The sequence below is a fragment of the Chryseobacterium sp. UYP7 genome, assembly GCF_056279225.1.
Genome location: NZ_JBWBQW010000001.1, coordinates 308,278 through 324,259, shown reverse-complemented (window position 1 = coordinate 324,259; position 15,982 = coordinate 308,278). Strand labels below are relative to the sequence as shown.

At 37.1% G+C, this 15,982-nt stretch carries 16 protein-coding genes; 5 read left to right on the top strand and 11 right to left on the bottom strand.

Annotated elements, in window-relative coordinates:
* Nucleotides 1-88: 88 nt before the first annotated feature.
* The 4 genes from ACZ9HT_RS01485 (at nucleotide 89) to ACZ9HT_RS01470 (ending at nucleotide 2,848) form a co-directional block, all read left to right on the top strand.
* On the top strand, nucleotides 89-802 hold the full coding sequence (locus ACZ9HT_RS01485; RefSeq protein WP_476038659.1) for a Crp/Fnr family transcriptional regulator: 714 nt from the start codon (nucleotides 89-91) through the stop codon (nucleotides 800-802).
* Nucleotides 803-874: 72 nt separating this feature from the next.
* Nucleotides 875-1,690: a 3-methyl-2-oxobutanoate hydroxymethyltransferase gene (panB, locus tag ACZ9HT_RS01480; protein ID WP_476038658.1), complete on the top strand. Its 816-nt coding sequence runs from the start codon at nucleotides 875-877 to the stop codon at nucleotides 1,688-1,690.
* Complete coding sequence (locus ACZ9HT_RS01475) at nucleotides 1,671-2,519, top strand: carboxylesterase family protein (protein WP_476038657.1); 849 nt, start codon at nucleotides 1,671-1,673, stop codon at nucleotides 2,517-2,519. The genes panB and ACZ9HT_RS01475 overlap by 20 nt, the downstream gene beginning before the upstream one ends.
* Complete coding sequence (locus tag ACZ9HT_RS01470; protein WP_476038656.1) at nucleotides 2,519-2,848, top strand: hypothetical protein; 330 nt, start codon at nucleotides 2,519-2,521, stop codon at nucleotides 2,846-2,848. Before ACZ9HT_RS01475 ends, ACZ9HT_RS01470 begins: the two co-directional genes overlap by 1 nt.
* A 104-nt stretch (nucleotides 2,849-2,952) precedes the next feature.
* Here ACZ9HT_RS01470 and ACZ9HT_RS01465 read toward each other — a convergent pair whose 3' ends face one another.
* From ACZ9HT_RS01465 to ACZ9HT_RS01415, 11 genes are all read right to left on the bottom strand, one after another.
* On the bottom strand, nucleotides 2,953-3,564 hold the full coding sequence (locus ACZ9HT_RS01465) for an SDR family NAD(P)-dependent oxidoreductase (protein WP_476039193.1): 612 nt from the start codon (nucleotides 3,562-3,564) through the stop codon (nucleotides 2,953-2,955).
* Nucleotides 3,565-3,781: 217 nt separating this feature from the next.
* Nucleotides 3,782-4,240, bottom strand: a complete 459-nt coding sequence (locus ACZ9HT_RS01460) for a heme-binding domain-containing protein (RefSeq protein ID WP_476038655.1) — start codon at nucleotides 4,238-4,240, stop codon at nucleotides 3,782-3,784.
* The gene (locus tag ACZ9HT_RS01455; RefSeq protein WP_476038654.1) at nucleotides 4,240-5,937 is read right to left on the bottom strand and encodes an Ig-like domain-containing domain; all 1,698 of its coding nucleotides are present in this window, start codon (nucleotides 5,935-5,937) and stop codon (nucleotides 4,240-4,242) included. The genes ACZ9HT_RS01460 and ACZ9HT_RS01455 overlap by 1 nt, the downstream gene beginning before the upstream one ends.
* 28 nt (nucleotides 5,938-5,965) lie before the next feature.
* Complete coding sequence (locus ACZ9HT_RS01450; RefSeq protein WP_476038653.1) at nucleotides 5,966-7,246, bottom strand: serine hydrolase domain-containing protein; 1,281 nt, start codon at nucleotides 7,244-7,246, stop codon at nucleotides 5,966-5,968.
* 81 nt (nucleotides 7,247-7,327) lie between these two features.
* A complete protein-coding gene (locus tag ACZ9HT_RS01445; RefSeq protein ID WP_476038652.1) occupies nucleotides 7,328-8,263 on the bottom strand; it encodes a 2-hydroxyacid dehydrogenase in 936 nt (311 codons plus the stop codon).
* A gap of 20 nt (nucleotides 8,264-8,283) precedes the next feature.
* Nucleotides 8,284-8,799, bottom strand: coding sequence for an acyl-CoA thioesterase (locus ACZ9HT_RS01440; protein WP_476038651.1), 516 nt, complete (start codon nucleotides 8,797-8,799; stop codon nucleotides 8,284-8,286).
* A complete protein-coding gene (locus ACZ9HT_RS01435) occupies nucleotides 8,766-9,539 on the bottom strand; it encodes an HU domain-containing protein (protein ID WP_476038650.1) in 774 nt (257 codons plus the stop codon). Before ACZ9HT_RS01435 ends, ACZ9HT_RS01440 begins: the two co-directional genes overlap by 34 nt.
* Nucleotides 9,540-9,638: 99 nt before the next feature.
* Entirely contained in the window at nucleotides 9,639-11,753 is a 2,115-nt protein-coding gene (locus tag ACZ9HT_RS01430) for a TonB-dependent receptor (RefSeq protein WP_476038649.1), read from the bottom strand.
* Between the two features lie 212 nt (nucleotides 11,754-11,965).
* The gene (locus tag ACZ9HT_RS01425) at nucleotides 11,966-12,709 is read right to left on the bottom strand and encodes a WG repeat-containing protein (RefSeq protein ID WP_476038648.1); all 744 of its coding nucleotides are present in this window, start codon (nucleotides 12,707-12,709) and stop codon (nucleotides 11,966-11,968) included.
* Nucleotides 12,710-12,747: 38 nt separating this feature from the next.
* Nucleotides 12,748-13,128: a DUF2752 domain-containing protein gene (locus ACZ9HT_RS01420; protein WP_476038647.1), complete on the bottom strand. Its 381-nt coding sequence runs from the start codon at nucleotides 13,126-13,128 to the stop codon at nucleotides 12,748-12,750.
* The gene (locus tag ACZ9HT_RS01415) at nucleotides 13,128-13,430 is read right to left on the bottom strand and encodes a CD225/dispanin family protein (protein WP_476038646.1); all 303 of its coding nucleotides are present in this window, start codon (nucleotides 13,428-13,430) and stop codon (nucleotides 13,128-13,130) included. The genes ACZ9HT_RS01420 and ACZ9HT_RS01415 overlap by 1 nt, the downstream gene beginning before the upstream one ends.
* A gap of 139 nt (nucleotides 13,431-13,569) precedes the next feature.
* Between ACZ9HT_RS01415 and ACZ9HT_RS01410 the strand changes: the two genes are divergently transcribed.
* Nucleotides 13,570-15,846 carry an aconitate hydratase gene (locus ACZ9HT_RS01410; RefSeq protein WP_476038645.1) on the top strand — a complete coding sequence of 759 codons (2,277 nt, stop codon included), beginning with the start codon at nucleotides 13,570-13,572 and terminating at the stop codon, nucleotides 15,844-15,846.
* Nucleotides 15,847-15,982 lie beyond the last annotated feature (136 nt).

Here is a 15,982-nt window from a genome sequence, read left to right as displayed (position 1 = left end):
TTCCTAGAATTCAACCAGCAAAATTATGACAAATAAATTTGTGTTAAGGTTTTAAATACGCTATTTTTGCTGATAAATGTCATAAATAATGTCCTTAGAAAAACAAAACCTGATCGAAGAAAGTCTGCAGAAAGTTTTTAACGAAGATTCCTTCAAGATTACCCTATCAGACGAAGATTTTCAAAAATATCTTGCTGCAAAACAAATCCTTAAATTTCATAAAGGCGAAACTATTTTCGAGGATGGAGATACGCCAAAAGGTGTTTTTTTTATTAACAAAGGCACGGCGAAACTTTCGAAGCAGGGAGTTTACGGAAAAGAGCAGATCCTGCGCTTTATTAAAGAAGGCGATCTGATCGGTTACCGCTCTTTACTTTGTGGAGAAAATCTACAGGCAAAAGGAGAAGCAATGACGGAAGTGGAAACTACTTTTTTACCCGCAGAACTTTTTCTTCATCTTTTAGAAGTGGATCCGAAACTATCCTTCGTAATGCTGCAGAAAATTGCTTTCGAATTAGGCGAGTCTTCAAATACCGTTACTTTTTTAGCTCAGAAAACCGTTCGCGAAAGACTGGCAGAAATTTTACTTCTTTTGGAACAGAAATTAGGAACTGATCCGGAAGGATTTATCAAAATTTCTTTAACGCGGGAAGAAATCGCCAACATTATTGGAACTGCTACTGAAAGTGCGATCCGCTTAATTTCAGAATTTAAACAAGATGGTTTAATCGAAGTTGAAGGACGCAACATTAAAATTGTTCACCACGAAAAACTGAGGAAACTGGGTCATATTTTGAATTAATAATTTGAAATTCAAATACTCAAAAACACAAATACTCATCAATTATTACTCATTACCAATTACTTATAAAAAATGTCAGTACATTCTGAAATTAAAAAGATCACGACCGAGACTTTGCGGAAAATGAAATTCGACAAAGAAAAGATCACCATGCTTACTGCCTACGATTTCACCACCGCAAAGATGGTTGATGCAGGCGGAGTTGATGCGATTTTGGTCGGAGATTCGGCCTCTAATGTGATGGCGGGTTTCGAAACCACTTTACCGATCACGCTTGATCAAATGATTTATCACGCACAATGCGTTGTTCGTGGTGTTGACCGTGCTTTAGTTGTGGTAGATTTGCCTTTCGGAAGTTACCAGTCGAACCCGGAAAAAGCGCTGGAATCTTCGGTGAGAATTATGAAGGAATCGCAAGCGCACGCCATCAAACTGGAAGGTGGAAGTGAAGTTGAAGAATCAATCAGAAAAATTGTGAACGCCGGAATTCCTGTGATGGGACATTTAGGTTTAACGCCACAGTCGATCTTCCAGTTTGGAACATACAGAGTTCGTGCGAAGGAAGACGATGAAGCTGAAAAATTATTAAAAGACGCCAAATTGTTAGAAGAATTAGGATGTTTCGCTTTGGTTTTAGAGAAAATTCCTGCAAAATTAGCCAAAATGGTTTCCGAAAGTATTTCTATTCCAACTATTGGAATTGGAGCCGGCCCGGATTGCGACGGTCAAGTTCTTGTTTATCACGATATGGTGGGAATGAACAAAGACTTCACGCCAAAATTTTTAAGAAGATATCTTGATCTGTATACAGAAATTACCGGCGCAGTTTCTCAATATGTGAAAGACGTTAAATCTGCTGATTTCCCAAATGACAAAGAAAGTTATTAAGTTTCTACTTTTATTAACTGTTTTCGGTCTTTTCCAGTCGTGTGTTTCTCATCAAACACAATTTGGAACAAAGACAGAAATTCACGATCCACAAGATTCGGTAAAAAGTCTGGAAAGAATTAAGCTTATAAAAAGTTTAGATTATTCTGCCTTTAAGCAAGGGAAATTCAGCACGGAAAAAACTGCTGTAAATTATCGTTTCTTAAGTCCCCAGAAAATAGACTGTGATAAAAAATATCCTTTCGTTGTTTTTCATGGTTCAGGTGCAATTGGAACTGATAACCGCTCCCAAATGGGTGTTCTTTCTAAAATGTGGCTTCTTCCGGAAAATAGAAAAAAATATCCTGCTTTCGTTCTTTCTCCTCAATTCCCGGTTCGCTCTTCTAATTATCATCTGGATGAAAAAAGAGGAGTTCAGGTTTCGGAATCGAACGACTACCTGGATCTGCTTTTAAAATCCGTAGATTCACTGGCAAACTCAGAAAATATTGATCGGTCCAGAATTTATGTAATGGGATTTTCGATGGGTGGTGCTACAACTTCAAATGCAATCTCTAAACATCCGGATTTGTTTGCCGCAGCAATTAATATTTCTGGAATTTCACAATTTGATGCGACAGAAAAACTTACGGAGTTGCCGATTTGGATGGTGCACGGAAGTTTAGATACCGATAATTTTCCGCAAAGTAACTTTAGGTTTTATGATGAAATGAAGGACAAAGGCACTGCCTTTTTATGGGAATACAAAGATAAATATCACAATAATATACTGTCTGCAGAACTCGTAGACGAAATACCAAAATGGCTTTTTAATCAAAGAAAAAAATAATGAGAACAAATACACAAACAATTCAGGGAATTTTATCTATCGCCGCATTACTTTGTCTGGTCGTAGGATTTTTTAATTTATTCAGTCCGGAGATCAACGATCTACTTTACAACAAATTATTTTATTTTTTGATAGGAGTAAGTTTCTTTTTTCAGGCTCCGACTTTAGCCAATAAAAATTTATTGTACCCAATGTATGCTGCAGCAGCTTTATGCATAATTGGTGCGTTTCTGCCGAAAGATTCCCAATTCGCCATGATCAAAACGATCGGGCTTTTTGCTGGAGTAATTCTTTCGATCTTTAACAGGCCGAAAGTGGTGCGAAAATAATCTACAACGCTAATTTTAAAAGAGGATTTAAATAGAAACTCTCAAGTAATGGATATATGAAAAGCCCCGGATTTGGGGCTTTTCTGTTTATATGTAGAAAATTATTATAATCGTACCCGAACCCAAACAGGTAAAGCCTTTAAAACAATGGCAATCATTGACCACCGCTTTGTTACATACGCATATTCCTTTTTGTTTTTGATGATCTTATAGATCTGTCGTCCGGCTTTTTCGGGAGACGATGCCCAAAACATTTTCTTGCCCTGGGTCATTTTTGTTGCGACAAAACCCGGTCTTACATCTGTTACATAAACGGATTTTTGCAATCGTCTGGCTCGCTGGGCTTTTTGTCTTAATCCTTCTAAATAAGTCATTTGATAAGACTTTGCGGCGTGATATGCAGGTGCAACGCGACTTCCGAAAAGTCCGGAGACCGAAGTGATCGCTATAAAATGTCCGTGTCCCTGATTTTCGAAGAATCGGTAGGTGTGATCCGCGATTTCTGTAAAAGCCAAAACATTTAATTTGTTGGCATTATTTTCTGCGGTAAATCCGCGATTTCTGTTTAGGTTTCCAATACCAGCGCTTAAAACCAAAAGATCTAATCCACCTAATAATTCGATAAGTTCCATTATTTTTGTGGAAGGCTGATTTTCTAAACAATCCAAATATTGAACTTCTAAATTTTTTTGTTCAGAATTTTTTAAGTCTTTGATAAAATCATTTTCAATGCCCGTGATACAAACTTTGTAGTCATTTGAAAGAAGAAATTGGCGAGTTCATAACCAATCCCCGAAGTTCCGCCAATTATAATTGCTTTTTTCATCACACTAAACTAAGGTTTTATGAAAAGAACTCCAATAAAAGAAACAAAAAATTGCAAAATCTTTTGACTTTGTAATTTAAATTTTAGCGATATTTTCTGCTTCGAATTTAGTAATTGCCAGATTGCAGGATCTCTTCAAAATAATTCGAGAGTAAAACCCGTTCCGCTTTCGTGAGGTTGGCTTTCGGATGTTTGCCAATGTAAGCAGGCAAAGGCATCGAATAATCTTTCACCGCTTTTGCAGAATTTGTTAGCATGCTTTTCTTCAGATCTTTATTTAAGTTTCCCCACTCTGAAAGGTTAAGATGTTCGCGACCTTCGTTAATGTGATTTTTAATAATCCATGCAACTGGCGCTACATAAGCATAATCTGGATAAACAGTTTCGTTGGTGTGACAGTCGTAGCAACCTTTTTTTAAAATTTCCTTAACATTTCCGGGCGTTCCATAAACATTTATAAAATTCACTTTTCGGTTTATAGGTTTGTTAATTCTGTTCACGGGAATAAACTGAATTACCGCAATTACGATCAAAAACCAATAGAGGATGGTTGAAAAAGTTTTCATCAGGGTTTTTTTGTTAGTTCTGTCGGAGATGAAACTGCGGGTAATTCTTCTGAAGTTTTTGCCTCAGTTGAAGGAGTGATTTGCAGCTCAGTTGCAAGATTCCAGGTTTCCCTGATCTCCCACAAGGGACGAATTTCTATTATTTTGTCGTACAAATAAACGTCTTCCGCAAAGGTTTGGGTCGCGAAATCGGAAGCATCCCAAATTCCATTCTCATTGTTATCTACCAAAATTCTCGGTCGATATTTTCCGGGTTTTAACGAATTAAAAGTGATCGTATTTTCCTTTCCGTATCTGGAATAAGCCACATTTCCACCTTCATTTAAAAGTTGAAGCCAGAATTTTTCAGCCGGCGCATTTTCCAGCGTTAAAATTAATTTCCCGTAATTTTCGGTTTTATCACTTTCAAAATCAAAGCGATACGATTTCAAAGTGGAGTCGTAAAAAGACAAAACGCTTTCTTTTGGAACAGTTAAGGAATATTTTTTACCTTCTTTAAAATTTGATGTAATATAAATTTGATAAGGATTTTTCTCGGAGATCTTTGCGGTAAATTCCTGCTGAATGCTGTCGGAAGTTAAAGACCATTTTTCGGGTTGAATCTTATCGATAAAATAATTAGAAGTGATCACAAAATCGTCATTCGGAGCCAGCAAATTTCCTTTAGCATTGGAAACGGTCATTTCATTTTTCGCGTTGTACCGGTAAAAAACGGAAACCGTGTCTTGTTTTACACCGTCATCATAACTGAATTTGAGATTCTCGCTCGTATCAATTCCTAAATTTTGTTGCTTGGCATCGAACCAAATATTGATAGAGTCCGATTTTGGTGCGTGAGTAACTTTATAATCCTTCAATTTTTCGTTGATTGAAAGTACTTTTACCTCGGCCGGATTCCCTTCATACGTCATTAAAATTCCACCCGGAACTTCTTTCATTTCGATATATTTCAAGGCTTTTTTAGACGGAAAAAGATTAATATTTAAGCCGGAAATACTTTTATCTAAAGTAATTTTATCTTTTTGGAAACCTACTTTTTCTTTTCCGGCATCGAAAACAGAATTGGCATTGGTATCTTCAAAAGCTAAGATCCGATAATCACCCGGCGAAAGGTAATTCAACTCAAAATAACCATCGGGATCTGCCTTCGTAATATAATAAGGTTTCTGGCGGTAATCCATCGAATCTTTATCTTGAAAAAGTCCGACCACCATATTGGATTCTGCAGTTTTCAGATCTTTGTCCCCAACTAAACTTTTTAACTCTCCGCTAATAAAAAGTTGATCGATCTTTTCGCCAGTGGAGAAAGCGAAATTGTAATATTGGAGCGCATTACCTTCATTATTATCTACGATTGCATTACCGAAATTGAAATTATAAGTCGTATTTGCCTGCAAAGTGTCCTCCCATTTGATAAGCAAATATTTATTCGCCATCCCGGAAGGAAGGATCTTGGTGATTTTTTTTAGTGGCGGCGAAATGATCAGTTGTTTGTTAATGTCTTTCAAACTAATATACTCATCAAAATCAATCCGCAGTTCTTTAATATCTCGGGGAACATTAACTCTTGTTGTATCGATGTTGCTGCTGATGACTTTTGGCGGAATGGTATCTTTTGTTCCTCCAACAGGCGATCCAACACGAGCGCAGGAAAATAACAGCGCCGTGATGATGAAAAGAAAAAAAATTTTCTTCATTGATAAGTTTTAAGCAAAATTAAGCAAATTATTCGCTGTAGGAATCATTGTTTTCTTTTGAGGTGTCTTTTCCGCCAGCGTTTTTTAAACTGTCGTTTTTATTCATTTCTTTTTGAAATTTTTCAGTTTCATAAGGGAAATTTTCAAACAGGCCAGAGAGTGCCAGTGCAGAATAAACACGACCCGAATATTTGTTACCGATGGCGATGATCGTAACATTGGACTTTAATAAATGCGCAAAAACAGAATTCGTTCCGTGCCACCAACCGTTGTGATAAGTAAGTTTTTCGCCGTTATCGAAAATTTTCATGCGGAAGCCGATGCCGTAATTATTAATTCCAGGCCTTTCATTACTATAAGGTTCAAAGATCTTTTCCTGCAGATCACTTCTGAGAAAATTCTTTGCAAAAAGCGCTTTGGAAAAATTGAGCAGATCCCGTGGCGTCGTGTAGACATTTTTATCTCCATAAATTAGATCCAAACGGTCGTACGGATAAACCTTTGGTCCACGCTGATAAAAAGATTTTGCTGCAGTTGCCATATCTTTTTCCTGAAAAATATAGGTATTCTTCATCTTCAAGGGACGAAAAACAATCTGCTGCATCGCTTCCGGAAAAGGAGTTTTTGTAACTTTTTCGATCAACAAAGCCAGGAGCGCATAGTTCGTGTTGCAGTACATAAAGCCGGTATCGGTTTCCCGCGCAAGTTCCGGTTTGTAACGAATAAGCAAATTCATAATATCCTGATTGGTCAGGTATTTCTTGCTGTATTCCGCGGGTGCCGGTTTAATTTTCTCGATGACATATTCGTATTTCGGCAAACCACTTCTCTGGGAAAGCAACGTAAAAACGGTGACTTTGGGATAAGGAAAATGTGGAAAGTATTTGGTTAGCGGATCATCCATTTTCAGTTTTCCGCCTTCGATCAATTTCATCGTTGCCATAGCCGTTAACGTTTTCGAAATCGAAGCTACGTGTAGTGCAACCGTGTCATTTATTGGCACTTGTTCATTGTCCTGCGCAAAACCCCGATAACTTTCGTAAAGGATTTTATCGCCTTTTGCTACTAAAAAACCGCCCCATAAATCACCTTTTTCCCAAACGTTTTTATAATAATTATCGATCACAGAAACAATCGAGTCTTCATTATCCAGTTGATTGTCTTTTCTTTTGAAAATATCATCAAGATCAATGTTGCTGTAATTGGGTAAAGTGGTTTGAAGTTCTTCTTTGGTTTTATTTTCTTTTTTACAGGAAAATAGGGTGAAACTAAAAATAAGGAGAAAAAGAGCGCTGTTTAAAAATTTCATTTAAAGGATTTTGGGCTGAAAAATCTCCGCAATATAAGGGATTCTTCCAAAATTCTATAAGCACGAAATCATAAACATTTGTTAAGACTGCGAAAAATCAGTTAGGATTTTATCAACAATTACCTGAGCCAATTTTTCTTTGCTTTGCGTAGTCCAGCCAGCAATATGGGGCGTGAGAATAGCTTTTTCTGAATTTAAAAGATATTGGAGATCTTCGTTTTCAGCTTCCAGATTTTCGAAAGAGGCTTTTTCATATTCTAAAACATCCAGACAGGCACCTTTAATTTGACTCGTTTTTAAAGCGGTTACTAAATCGGCAGTTTTTACATTTTTTCCTCTCGCAGTATTAATGAAGTAGAAATTATTTTTCATTTTTGAAATAAATGCTGCATCGATTAGATTATGAGTCTCTTTGGTGATCGGGAGATGAATGCTGAGAATATCTGCCTCGTTTTGAAGCGTTTTCAAGGAAACCTGTGTTCCAAATTCATCGGAAAGGTCGGGCAGAATGTCATAGAAAATAACGTTCACTCCAAAACCAGAAAGTCTTTTTGCGACGGCTTTTCCCATGTTTCCATAGCCAATAATTCCAAACGTTTTCCCGAGAAGTTCGTCGCCGCGATTTTCTTCACGTTTCCAGATTCCGTTTTTAACTTCATTGGAAGCGATAAAAAGACGATTCATTAGGATTAGAAGCATTCCCAGAACATGTTCGGCAACAGAATCGCGGTTGCCTTCGGGAGAACTGATGAGTTTAATTCCGGATCGTTCCGCAAATTCAACATCTATATTTTCCATGCCGGCGCCAACTCTTGCGATAAATTTTAGATTGCTTCCGTGCTCGATAAAATTTTGATTGATCGGAATTCGGCTCCTTATTATAATACCGTCATAATCTGAAATCTTCTCTAAAACTTCATTATAAGTTGAAATAAAATCTTCTTCCAGCGAAAAACCTTTCGCAGAAAGTTGTTCTGTAATTAAAGGATGATTTTTATCGAGGAGAAGGATTTTCATTTTATTTAAATTTGAGAAAATTAGCTGCCGAATAATTTTTTCAGTTCAATAGAATCTGCAGCTTTCATTCTTCCCGAAAGGATCAAGGAAAGTTCTTTTCTACGCAAAGCCGCGTCGAATCGTGTTTTTTCTTCTTCAGTTTCCGGTACCATTTTCGGAATTGGAATTGGACGGTTGAACTCATCAACAGCTACGAAAGTGTAAATTCCCGAATTGGTATGAATTTTTTTCTGATTTATCGGATCATCTAACCAAACATCTACATAAACCTCCATAGAAGTTGAAAAGGCGCGTGAAACTTTACTTTCAAGAACCACAATTCCACCTTCCGGAATTGGATGATCAAAAGAAACATGATTTACAGAAGCAGTTACAACACGTCTTTCGCAGTGTCTTGCTGCAGAAATTGAGGCGCAACGGTCCATTTTTGCCAAAAGTTCTCCACCAAAAAGATTTCTTAAAGAATTGGTCTCGTTCGGCAGAACAATATTCGTCATTACTGTTAACGATTCTGCTGCTTTTTTGCTTTTTTCCATTTAGAGTTTGAATATTTTTTGGAGCTCCATTTTTTAACAGGAGTTTTTGTGGGAGTGACTAAAGATTTTATTGAATCTGTTCGTAGAGAATCAATAATTGAATTGGGTATAAGAGCAGAATCCTTCTTTATAGAGTCCTGTTTTATTTTTAGCACGGATTTTTTATCAAGATCATCACCGAAGCTTTTTTTACCGAAAATTTTCTCTGGTTGTGTTATTCCAAAATAGGTTAGAGTCAGAATGCCAATAACTAAAGGAATCAGCCAGTAAACCGACTTATTGAAAGTGTAGGTTTTCTCATCATTCTCGGAATTTCTTTTGGTATTTTTAATTTCAGAGATCGTAATTTCTTCCAGACCGTAGAAATCCGGCGAAAGGTTTTCGGTTCTGATGCCGGTGAAATGTATTTTGCTGTCATCAAGAAAAAAAGTTCCAAGATTTTCAACAGAAACTTTACCGTCTTTTTCCAGCGTGGAATTCCAGAAAGTAACCTGTTTTTTAATTTTAATTTCGGCTTCCAGTTCCGTGATGCTTTTTTGCGCCGAAATAAATTTGATAAGATCTGTTCCTTTTCCTTCCGCATCATTGCGAAAAGCGACTTCTTTTCCTGGGGGCAAAATACTTTTCCCTGTTTTATCAACTGTAGCGTTCGTTGTTTTCAGGTAGAAAGTTCCAAAACCTGGAACTAAAACGCTGCCCTGTTTATTCAGAAATTCGAGAAGAAGGAAAGGAAAATTCATATTGTGGCAAATTTATGTTTTTTGTGCATTTAATCAAAATAAAAAAGACTGCTCAAAAAGCAGTCTTAAATACCAATTATTATAAACACTGAGCTTCAATTACTGAAATTTAAAACTTACCCCAAACATAAAGTTTGTTCCAGCCTGCGAAAAATAAAATGGATCGTCCGCGTAAACGAAACCGTTATTCACATATTTTTTATTGAAAAAATTATTGACTAAAAATTTAAAATCTACTTCTATCTTTTTTAGATTTAAAGTATATCTCGCATTAAAATCGGTGAGGAAATAATCTGCTAATTTTAGATTCTCGGTATTGGTGTTATCTAAATATTGACTTCCAACGTATTGGTTTTGAACTCCTAAACTGAAATCTTTGGTAGGGGAATAATTAATCAAAGCATTAGCAATAACATTGGGTGAAAAGGAAATAGGTGTTTTTCCTAAATTTTTTATTCCGGCTGGAGTTTCATTTTTAAAGTCCGTATTTTCATTCTTGCTTAAAGTCAAATTACCGGATAGATTCCATTGGTCAGATAATTTCGCTAAAGCGCCAACTTCGACTCCCATTCGGTAACTTTTGCCGGAATTTACCCTGATAAATTCGCCAATGTCATTGATCTGTCCATTTAAAACGAGTTGATTCACGTAATTCATGTAATATAAATTGGTGGTGAAAGAAAGCGCACCAATGGTTTTTTCCAGCCCTGCTTCAAAATCGTGCAGTTTTTCCGGTTGTGTATCGGGATTTGCGAAGAGGTCGTCGCGATTTGGTTCGCGATGTGCATGTGCGTAAGAAATAAATAATTTTCCGGAATTGATCTTATAATTAAGTCCGAATTTAGGATTGAAAAAAAGCCAGTTCTTATTCAGGTCGGCACCTTCACCATCGCCTTGCTGACTGATCTTAGTGTCGTAATTAATGTTTCTTAGCTGTAAATCACCGTAAAATTCAAACTTATTAACACTGATTATTGCTTTTGCGAATGTGGCCAATTCGTTTTTTACCGAATTATTTCTATAATATTCGTGCTCAAAAATATTCGGATAAAATACGCCTGAAACATTTCCGTAATGCTTTCCATCATATTGATTTGCCACGATTCCAAAATTCAGATCCAGATCTGTAAATTTTCCATACAATGTGGAAACTCCACCATAAAAATCATTGTCCAGCCATTTTTTTCTAATGAAATCTGTCCGTTTAATAGTTTGATTCGCAATGAATAGATCGGGTAAATTGTATTTTGAAAATTTCGCATCCTGTTTGTAATTTTCGTAATAACCTTTCCCTTTCGTGTAGTGAAAAGTTGTTTCTAAATTCCAGTGATCACTGAAATTTTGTTCCCAAAGCAACTGATAATGATTTTGCCGGTAATTATCGGTTTCTTTATCGTAAAACCCGACAATGTTTTCGAAATCTGCATCATAGATCGCACCCGAAAAATTATATTTCGGATTGGTTTCCCAGGTATTTCTATCAATCGCATTCCAGGCTTGGTATGTTGTTTCTTTGCCACCGAAAGCCATTAAGCGAATTTTGGTTTTGTTTTCTTCAAAAAGAGCTGAGAAATTATAAGAATCAAGATCAGAAAAAGCACGGTCGATATAACCATCAGAATGGATCTTTGTGTAACGGCCCATTACTGAAAGCCGGTCTTTCCAGAATTTTCCGCTGCCAATTTCTGCGGAATATTTATAAGTGTTGAAGGAGCCGTAAGAATTATCGGATCTAACATAGAATTTTTTCTCGGGATCTTTCGAGATCACGTTTACACTTGCTCCGAAAGCGGAAACTCCATTTGAGGATGTCCCAACACCGCGCTGAATTATAATCTGGGAGGCGGAACTTGCCAGATCGGGAACATCGACAAAGAAAGTGCCCTGACTTTCGGAATCGTTGTACGGCACGCCATTCATCATCACATTAATTCCATTTCCACCAACGCCTCGTATTCTGAATCCTGTGTAACCAACGCCGTTACCAGCATCGGAAGTGGAAATTACAGAGATCTGATTCTTTAACAAGATTGGCAGATCCTGACCGAGATTTTTCTGACCCAGATCCTTTTCAACGTTGATGATTTCTTTGGAAAGCGGTAAGCGTTTCGTGAAATTGACACTTTCAATTTCCTGAATTTTTAAAGTATCCTGCACCGACTGTGCAAAATAAAATGGACCTGCGAGAAGTCCAAAAACAATAAATCCTTTCATTCTTTTAATTTTTAAGATTAATTGAATAAAAGGGGTGAGTTTGATTAGTAATAAGCAATTGGCAATAATAAATAACCATTGCTGATTACTCATTATTTATTCCTTATTTTAATTTCCCTAAACAGCATTATCTGTTCCAGGTTCATTGGGTATAATCTCAGCTTTTCACAGCACCCCTTAAATTTCTGAGGGCAATATTACAAAATATTTTGCTAATATCGCTTGTTGTCAGAATCGATGTAGAAATAGTTTTTACCATCGTCGGTAACTTCAAAAAGTCTTGCTAATTTCCAGCTGAAATTTCGTTTGATATCGCTGTATTCAAAAGGAATAATTACAGTATTATTAACGTCGATGACGCCAAACCGATTATCGCGAACTGCGATGATCATTGGGTTTTTTAGATCATCTCCTTCCATAATATGAAGATATTCATACTGCGGATAAATTGTGAACTGTCGGTAATCGCCTGGATTTTCGAATTTTGAATCTTCAATAATTCCGTACGCTTTATTCAAAACATATCCATGGAAAAGTTGGGCCTTAAATTCGGAAGGACATTTTCCTACATCACCTTCTTTGAACAGATAAACGCGTTTTCCTGCTTCGTTAATTCTAAAGTCCAAATCATTATAGCGGACAGAAGCGTATTTGTTGGAACCGTATTTTTGTACTTTAGGATTGGTTGAATTCAAAAGATTGCAGTCTTCAGTAAAAAATCCAACATTGCTGTATTCAGGTTTGATAATAACTTTGCCTTTCTGATTGATGAAACCAAATTTACCATCGACTTTTTGAGGAATCAGCGCAGAAACTGAATCATTGATTTTGATAAGATCGGGATTTTCCTTTAAAGAAATCGGGGTTAAAGAGAGCGCTTTTTTAGGAGCGGTCTTTTTCTGAGCGGATAAAGTAAGGGAAAGACTTACAAATAATAAAACGAAAGCATTGGTCATGAAGTTCTTTTTACAAAATTTCTGCCAAAAGTAAGAATTTAAATATTTCTGAAAATAAAGAAGAGAATGATCGCAACTGCAATCACATAGATCGCAGTTCCTCCGAACAAGAACTTTCGAATTTTTGGGAAAGAATATTTTAAACCAAACCATTCAAATAATATTCCTACAAAAACATACGGTATCGCAATAATAAAGAGAGGGTTATAAGAGAATGCCTGTCGGAATTCACCGTGAAGGGCAGTGTGTAAAGCGCGCTGACTTCCACAACCGGGACAATCTAAACCTGTAACAAATTTAAAAGGGCATTTTAACAGAAAACTGTTAGATTCTGGGTTAAAAAAGTAATAAAAAAGAAGTCCGCCGACTGCTATGACGACGATCAAAAATAATAAGTAGGTTTTATTTCTGTTGTGCACTAGTTGTTATAAAATCCGGCGAAAACACCTAGTGTTGCCATAATTACTATTGCAACAACTCCTAAGACACCAAGTGCTATACTTACAAGTACTAAGGTTTTTGCTGTTCGGGACGAATTTTCTGCACCTGCAATGTCACCACGGTAAAATTTGGATTCTACGCCTGCGGAATAAATAATACTGATGATTCCTAAAATCTGACAACAGAAAATGGTCACCAGAATAGATTCTACCAACCATGTTTTTGGTGGAATTCCGTTTTGATTTTGATTCATGTTCGCATTTTGACCGATCGTCTCCATTAATTATTTTTTTATAAAAATAGTAAAAAATAGATGATGAGCATTATATTTATTTCAATTCTAAATGATTTTAGTCAATTTTTCACTTAAAAATTTTGTAATTTTGAGTTCCTTAAATTTTCATTAAAAATAAACAGATATGACGTTTGATCTTGACATGATTAAAAAAGTGTACGAGCTTTACCCTGAGAAAGTTGCGAAAGCACGTGAAGCGGTAGGCAAACCTCTTACGCTCTCAGAAAAAATTCTATATACCCATCTTTGGGAGGGCAATGCATCTCAATCTTACGAAAGAGGAAATTCTTACGTAGATTTCGCTCCAGACAGAGTTGCGATGCAGGATGCAACGGCGCAAATGGCTCTTTTGCAGTTTATGCAAGCCGGAAAATCCAAAGTTGCTGTTCCTTCCACCGCTCACGCCGATCACTTGATTCAGGCCAGAGTTGGTGCAGAAGCAGATTTGCAGGAGGGAATTAATAAAAATTCTGAAGTATTTAATTTCTTGAGTTCTGTTTGTGATAAATACGGTATTGGTTTTTGGAAACCGGGTGCTGGTATTATTCACCAGGTTGTTTTAGAAAATTACGCATTTCCGGGTGGAATGATGATTGGGACCGATTCCCACACTGTAAATGCAGGTGGTTTAGGAATGGTTGCAATTGGTGTTGGTGGTGCAGATGCTGTAGATGTTATGGCGGGAATGGCATGGGAACTTAAAATGCCGAAATTGATCGGTATAAAATTAACAGGAAGATTAAACGGCTGGACTGCCGCGAAAGATATTATTCTGAAAGTTGCAGGAATTTTAACTGTAAAGGGAGGAACTGGGTGTATCGTAGAATATTTTGGTGATGGTGCAAAATCTCTTTCTGCCACAGGAAAAGGAACTATTTGTAACATGGGAGCTGAAATTGGAGCCACAACTTCAACGTTTGGTTATGATGATTCTATGCGAAGATATTTAGCCGCAACCGGAAGACAGGATGTAGTTGATGCTGCAGATCTGATCGCCGAGCATTTGACTGGAGATGACGAGGTTTATGCAAATCCAGAAATGTATTTCGATCAGGTGATTGAAATTAATCTGGATGAATTAACGCCTCATTTAAACGGACCTTTTACGCCGGATTTAGCAACGCCAGTAGGAGAATTTCATGATAAAGCCATTGCAAACGGATGGCCAATTGAAGTAGAGTGGGCCTTGATCGGTTCCTGTACAAACTCCTCTTACGAAGATTTATCCAGAGCAGCCTCTATTGTTGATGATGCTTTTGCTAAAGGTGTAAAACCAAAAGCAATTTTAGGAATCAATCCAGGCTCTGAGCAGGTTAAATTTACTGCGGAACGGGATGGTTTCTTAGATTCATTTAGAAAATTTGAATCTGCAAGAATTTTTACTAATGCTTGTGGACCATGTATCGGACAGTGGGATAGAGAAGGTGCGGACAAAGGCGAGAAAAACTCCATTATTCACTCCTTCAACAGAAACTTTGCAAAGAGAGCCGATGGAAATCCAAATACCCACGCTTTTGTAGCATCACCGGAAATGGTAGCTGCAGTGGCAATATCCGGGAGATTAGATTTTAATCCAATTACCGATACATTGACCAACCAAAACGGAGAAGAAGTTAGATTGAACGAACCGGTAGGAATTGAATTGCCGCCAAGAGGTTTTGCGGTAGATGACAATGGTTATCAAGCGCCGTCTCATGATGGTTCTACAGTTCAAATTGCGGTAAACCCAACATCGGATCGACTTCAACTCTTAACACCTTTCCAACCTTGGGACGGAAAAAACATTATCGGGGCGAAAGTACTTATCAAAGCTTTCGGAAAATGTACAACCGACCATATTTCTATGGCAGGACCGTGGTTGAAATACCGTGGTCATTTAGATAATATTTCTAACAACATGTTGATCGGCGCCATAAACGCTTACAATATGGAAACCAATACCGTAAAAAATCTTCTAACAGGAGAATATGGCGAAGTTCCTGCTGTAGCAAGAGCGTACAAAGCTGCCGGAATTCCTACAATTGTTGTGGGTGATCAAAATTATGGGGAAGGTTCTTCCAGAGAACATGCTGCAATGGAGCCCAGACATCTTGGTGTAATGGCCGTTTTGGTAAAATCTTTCGCTCGAATTCACGAAACGAATTTGAAAAAACAGGGAATGCTTGGTTTGACTTTCGCCGATGAAACAGACTACGATAAATTCCGGGAAGATGATGTTGTTAATTTCTTAGATTTAGATCAGTTCGCGCCAGGTAAACAATTAACGGTAGAATTGGTACATTCCGATGGAACAAAAGATATCATTTTAACAAACCATACTTACAATTCGCAGCAAATTGCCTGGTTTGTCGCAGGTTCTGCTTTAAACTTAATCGCAGCCGAAGCAGCAAGAAACGCTTAATTAACTCAGATTAATTGATTAGAAACCGCTCAAGAAATTGGACGGTTTTTTATTTGCACGTTCAGTTATCCTTAATTTTTTAAAATTTTGATTATTTGATGTAACAATTAGCGGTTTAAGTTGTCTTATTCATTCA

Coding starts and splice junctions, on each gene's coding strand:
- ACZ9HT_RS01455 (WP_476038654.1), bottom strand. CDS start 5,937: ATGAAGAAAATTTTTTTTCTTTTCATCATCACGGCGCTGTTATTTTCC.
- ACZ9HT_RS01415 (WP_476038646.1), bottom strand. CDS start 13,430: ATGGAGACGATCGGTCAAAATGCGAACATGAATCAAAATCAAAACGGA.
- ACZ9HT_RS01440 (WP_476038651.1), bottom strand. CDS start 8,799: ATGGAAAAAAGCAAAAAAGCAGCAGAATCGTTAACAGTAATGACGAAT.
- ACZ9HT_RS01435 (WP_476038650.1), bottom strand. CDS start 9,539: ATGAATTTTCCTTTCCTTCTTCTCGAATTTCTGAATAAACAGGGCAGC.
- ACZ9HT_RS01470 (WP_476038656.1), top strand. CDS start 2,519: ATGAGAACAAATACACAAACAATTCAGGGAATTTTATCTATCGCCGCA.
- ACZ9HT_RS01425 (WP_476038648.1), bottom strand. CDS start 12,709: ATGACCAATGCTTTCGTTTTATTATTTGTAAGTCTTTCCCTTACTTTA.
- ACZ9HT_RS01460 (WP_476038655.1), bottom strand. CDS start 4,240: ATGAAAACTTTTTCAACCATCCTCTATTGGTTTTTGATCGTAATTGCG.
- ACZ9HT_RS01450 (WP_476038653.1), bottom strand. CDS start 7,246: ATGAAATTTTTAAACAGCGCTCTTTTTCTCCTTATTTTTAGTTTCACC.
- ACZ9HT_RS01475 (WP_476038657.1), top strand. CDS start 1,671: ATGACAAAGAAAGTTATTAAGTTTCTACTTTTATTAACTGTTTTCGGT.
- ACZ9HT_RS01410 (WP_476038645.1), top strand. CDS start 13,570: ATGACGTTTGATCTTGACATGATTAAAAAAGTGTACGAGCTTTACCCT.
- ACZ9HT_RS01445 (WP_476038652.1), bottom strand. CDS start 8,263: ATGAAAATCCTTCTCCTCGATAAAAATCATCCTTTAATTACAGAACAA.
- ACZ9HT_RS01430 (WP_476038649.1), bottom strand. CDS start 11,753: ATGAAAGGATTTATTGTTTTTGGACTTCTCGCAGGTCCATTTTATTTT.
- ACZ9HT_RS01485 (WP_476038659.1), top strand. CDS start 89: ATGTCCTTAGAAAAACAAAACCTGATCGAAGAAAGTCTGCAGAAAGTT.
- panB (WP_476038658.1), top strand. CDS start 875: ATGTCAGTACATTCTGAAATTAAAAAGATCACGACCGAGACTTTGCGG.